Origin of the sequence: Dietzia sp. SYD-A1 (genome assembly GCF_015356725.1) — a bacterium.
Lineage (GTDB): Bacteria > Actinomycetota > Actinomycetes > Mycobacteriales > Mycobacteriaceae > Dietzia.
In genome coordinates, this window is sequence record NZ_JADDKI010000418.1 from 1 (window position 1) to 4,568 (window position 4,568).

The 4,568-nt window shown below is 70.3% G+C and carries 4 protein-coding genes; 1 reads left to right on the forward strand and 3 read right to left on the reverse strand.

The window, feature by feature from the left end; all coding sequences use genetic code 11:
• Positions 1–81: 81 nt before the first annotated feature.
• Together IY392_RS15035 and IY392_RS15040 are read right to left on the reverse strand one after the other, a co-directional pair.
• Positions 82–1,608, reverse strand: a complete 1,527-nt coding sequence (locus IY392_RS15035) for a catalase (protein ID WP_107755603.1) — start codon at positions 1,606–1,608, stop codon at positions 82–84.
• Positions 1,609–1,657: 49 nt separating this feature from the next.
• Positions 1,658–2,104 (reverse strand): Fur family transcriptional regulator, encoded by a 447-nt coding sequence (locus IY392_RS15040; RefSeq protein ID WP_107755602.1) that lies wholly within the window; start codon positions 2,102–2,104, stop codon positions 1,658–1,660.
• A 152-nt stretch (positions 2,105–2,256) separates the two neighbouring features.
• Here IY392_RS15040 and IY392_RS15045 point away from each other — a divergent pair, with 152 nt between their 5' ends.
• On the forward strand, positions 2,257–3,111 hold the full coding sequence (locus IY392_RS15045; protein ID WP_107755601.1) for a universal stress protein: 855 nt from the start codon (positions 2,257–2,259) through the stop codon (positions 3,109–3,111).
• 1 nt (position 3,112) lies between these two features.
• Here the strand turns inward: IY392_RS15045 and IY392_RS15050 are convergent.
• On the reverse strand, positions 3,113–4,568 hold a 1,456-nt coding region (locus tag IY392_RS15050; protein WP_194861643.1), incomplete at its 5' end, for a hypothetical protein.

Here is a 4,568-nt window from a genome sequence, read left to right on the forward strand (position 1 = left end):
CACGGGAAGGGCCCGACCCCGCCGGTCGCGGGATCGGGCCCTTCGCACCAGCCGTGCCGGCCTCGCCGGACTACGGCGTGGTCACTCCTGGCGACGGTGGTTGCCGCGCGGACCGGACTCGACGCCAGCCTTGACCGCCTCGCACAGCCCGGGGTCCACAGCGGCCCAGTAGGCGTAGACGCGCTCGAGGAGCTCGGTCTCCGACGGGTCGATCTTGCTCACGTGGCCGGCGATGTTGCCCGCCAGACGACCGCGGGCGGCGTCGTCGAGGACCTCGCGGTAGAGCGTCGTCGCCTGCGCCTGATCGGTGTCGTCGGAGTGCGGCGAGACGTCCCCACGGTAGATCTCGGAGCCCTTGGTGTCCCAGTCACCGAAGTCGAAGGCCTGGGCCTTGTCCGCGGCGGGGCCGTCGAGGGTGTTGGGGGCGTACTCGGCCTGCGCCGGGTGCGGGAACTCGTACTGCATGGAGCCCTCCTTGGAGTAGGAGTTCACCGGCGAGAGCGGACGGTTGACCGGAATCTGCTGGTAGTTGGCGCCGATGCGGTAGCGCTGGATGTCCGGGTACGCGAAGACGCGGCCGAGGAGCATCTTGTCCGGCGAGAAGCCGATGCCCTTGACGATGTTGGTCGGCGCGAACGCGGCCTGCTCGATCTGGGCGTGGTGGTTCTGCGGGTTCCGGTTCAGCGTCATGGTGCCGATCTTGCGCAGCGGGTAGTCCTTCTGCGACCAGACCTTGGTGAGGTCGAACGGGTTGAAGCGGTAGGTCGCCGCCTCGTCGACCGGCATCACCTGGACGTGCAGGTCCCACGACGGGAACTCGCCCTTGCTGATGGACTCGTAGAGGTCCTGGCGGTGGTAGTCGGCGTTCTCCCCGGCGAGCTTGTCGGCCTCGGCCTGGGTGAGGAAGTCGATGCCCTGGTTGGTCTTGAAGTGGAACTTGACCCAGTGCCGCACGCCTTCGGCGTTGATGAACTGGTAGGTGTGCGAGCCGAAGCCGTCCATGTGGCGCCAGGTGGCGGGGATGCCGCGGTCGCCCATGAGCCAGGTGACCTGGTGGGTCGACTCGGGGCTGAGGGTCCAGAAGTCCCACTGCATGGCGTGGTTGCGCAGGCCGGAGGCGTTCTTGCGGCGCTGCGAGTGGATGAAGTCCGGGAACTTGAGGGCGTCGCGGACGAAGAAGACCGGCGTGTTGTTGCCGACCATGTCGTAGTTGCCCTCGTCGGTGTAGAACTTCAGCGCGAAACCGCGCGGGTCGCGCCAGGTGTCCGGGCTGCCCTTCTCGCCGGCGACGGTGGAGAAGCGGGCGAGCATCGGGGTGGTCACGCCCTTCTGGAACAGCCCGGCGCAGGTGATGTCCGAGACGTCCTCGGTGGTGACGAACTCGCCGAAGGCGCCGGAGCCCTTGGCGTGCGGCAGCCGCTCCGGGACGTTCTCGCGGTTGAAGTGGGCGAGCTTCTCGATCAGGTAGAAGTCGTGGATCGGCTGCGGACCCAACTCACCGAGCCGGGCGCTGAACTCATCGCTCGGAACCGGCTGTCCGCTGTCGGTGGTGGTGGCGGAGTTGGGCTGGAAGTCGCGTACGCCGCGGTCGGCGGGATGCGTGGTCACGTCTGATACTCCTCGAGGTGGTGGGGTGATGGGCGGTGTGGTCTAGGTCTCAATCTTCACCGAGACGGGCGCCGCCCGCCTGACATTCGGGACATGTGCCCCAGTAGTTGACCTCGGCCTCGTCGATCAGGAAGCCGTGATCGTGGTCCGCCTGCAGGCAGGGTGCGTGCCCTACCGCGCATTCGACATCCTCGATCCGGCCACACTGCCGGCACACGAGGTGGTGATGGTTGTCCCCGGTGCGACGCTCGTACCGCGCCGGCGAACCGGCCGGTTCGATGCGTCGCATGAGGCCGACATCGGTACACACACGCAGCGCGTCGTAGACGGTCTGTGTGGAGACCGCGCCCAGCCGCTCCCGGACCAGTACCGCGACGTCTTCCGCCGCGATGTGGGGACGACTGTCGACGACGGCGAGGACCGCCAGCCGGGGAGAGGTGACCCTCAGCCCGGCCGACCGGAGCTGCGCTCCCGGATCCTGCACGTCCGTCGTCATGGCGTTCACCGTAGCCGACTAATTGGAACTAGTCCAGAAAAGGACTGGTTCCGCTTTGGTAACGATGCCGATCGGCGGGCATCGACTCTCGTTTCCGCCCCCGCGCCCGCCGACTAGGCTGATCCACGACGCCGAACCCGCAGGAGGACGCCATGACGGAGACCGCCACCGGACCGGTCGTGTGCGGCTACGACGGGTCGCGGGATGCCCGCCGGGCCGTGTCCTGGGCCGCGACCTGGGCACGTGACCATCACACGACTCTCGAGGTGATCTCCGCCGACCGCGCCGTCGGTCGGGTCGTCGCCTTCGACGAGACCGCCCGCGCGAACGTCGAGGGCGCCATGCGGGACCAACTGGCCGACCTCGTCGGACAGGTCCCCACGACCTACCGCGTCGTGGCCGACAGTCCCGTCGGCGCGCTCGTCGAGACCACGGGGTACGCCTCGGCGATCGTGGTGGGCAGCCGCGGCCTGACGGCCCGCGAGGACTTCGCCATGGGATCCACCTCGGCCGGGGTGGTCGAACACGCCAGGTGCCCCGTCCTCGTGATCACCCCGCGCACGCCGGAGGGCCACGACAGCGGCCCGGTGGTGCTGGCCGCCGACGGGTCCGAGGCCGGGGACCCGGCCGCGGCGTTCGCCTTCGCCGAGGCCGAACGCCGTGGCACCACTCTGCGTGTCGTCCACTCCGTCGAGGCCCCCCGCCTGCCGGGCGCGTCGCTGTTCGACCTCGATCAGCTCGCGGAGGATGTCCTCGCCGAGGACGAGAAGGCCGTCACCGACGCCCTCGCCCCACATGAGGCCCGCCATCCGGGAGTGCCCGTCGACCTGGTCCTCGTCGTCGGTGAACCCGCCACGACCATCGCCACCGAGGCCTCGGGGGCCGCACTCCTGGTGACCGGGTCACGCGGGCACGGCGGGTTCGCCGGACTGTTGCTGGGATCGGTCAGTCGACGCCTGCTCCAGACCGCGCCGTGCGCTGTCGCCGTGGTCCGCCCCACCGACTGAGTCACCGCGAGCCCTCGGTCGTCGGCCCGATCCGGAGGATCCGGGTGAGGGTGGGTTGCCACATCACTCCTGCCCCGTCGCCGCGGGAGACGATGGTCCCGGTGAGCTCCATCGGCTCGTCCAGCGGGGCCACGCCCACGAAGGAACGGGCCACCTCCACGCCGGTCTCCACATCCGTCGAGGTCACGTCCACCGGACCGAACTTCTGCGCCAGCCCCTGATCCAGGGCGGGATGCACCCCCGAGGGGCCGTATGCCAGGGCGTGAATCTGCCCGTCACCCGTGGTGAGCTTGGGCAACGAGGCGGTGCGTGCGAGTGAGGTCCATGCCCGTGAGCAGGCACCCCCCACTCCCCCGGCCCCGTCGCTCCGCACGTCGATGCGGGTCATTCCCCCCGTGTACGGGGCGGACGCGGGCACGGCCGGGCCGTCGACGGCGAACGGCGGGTACTCGTACCCGTACGTGTTGACCAGCACCAACGCATCACCGACCGCGATGATCGAGTTCTCCGTGGCCGCCGGCCCCTCGATCACCACACCGTCCGGGGCGGCGGAGGCCGGTGCGAGTGACGTGGCGAACGCCGGCATCCTGCACACCTGCGAACCGTCAGCTCGGCGCAGGACGATCAGATCGGGATGCTCGGCGTCATCGGTGATCGCCACCAGCGAGTCACCCGGGCCGAAGTAGGTGGGCGTGGTTCCGGAACCGTTAGCCAGCAGGCCGGGCTTGCGTGCCGGGCCCACCTCGTAACCGTGCCGCCACCGCACCTGCGGGCTCCCGTCGGGCGCCGCGTCGACCTCGTAGAGCGCACGGGTCGTGATCACCGACGCACCACCCGGCCGGACGGTCAGCCCGTTGGTGATCCTCTCCCCTGCCGGCAGGGCGAGGGTGCGCACGGTGTCGTCGTCGCCGGGGAGAACGGTTCCCACCACCCCGCCCGAGGTCGCGAACCAGATCCGTCCGTCGAAGGCGGGGATCAGGCCGGTCACCGCGTCCCCGTCCGGGACGCCCGCCGAGAGGTCGGCCAGGACCTCGACCGACATCCGCCAGGTTCCGTCCGGGTCGCGATGGTGCCCGACGGCGAGGAGCCTGCGGTTGCCGTCGGCCACCACCACCCGGTCGCGCTCGTCGAGGTAGCCGTACACCCCACCGAGCAGTGCGCCCTTGGCCAACTGCACCTCCGCCAGCACCGCCGCGGTCTCGGGGTGGAAGAGCTTCACCGTCGGCGCGAGCGGGGTCGGCGGATGGAGTCCCACGTACGAGGTGCACAGGGCGACGGGCATGCCGTCGGTCCCGACGAAGACGGTGGAACACGTGGCCCCGGTCAGGGCGCCCACGACGGCGGGGTTCGCTCCCGGCCCGCGACCGGGCATCGTGTCGGTGGACGCCACGTCCCCGTGGACCGTGGAGGTACCGGCGGGGCCCAGCCCGGGCGGTGCGGCCGACTGGGCGGTGGAC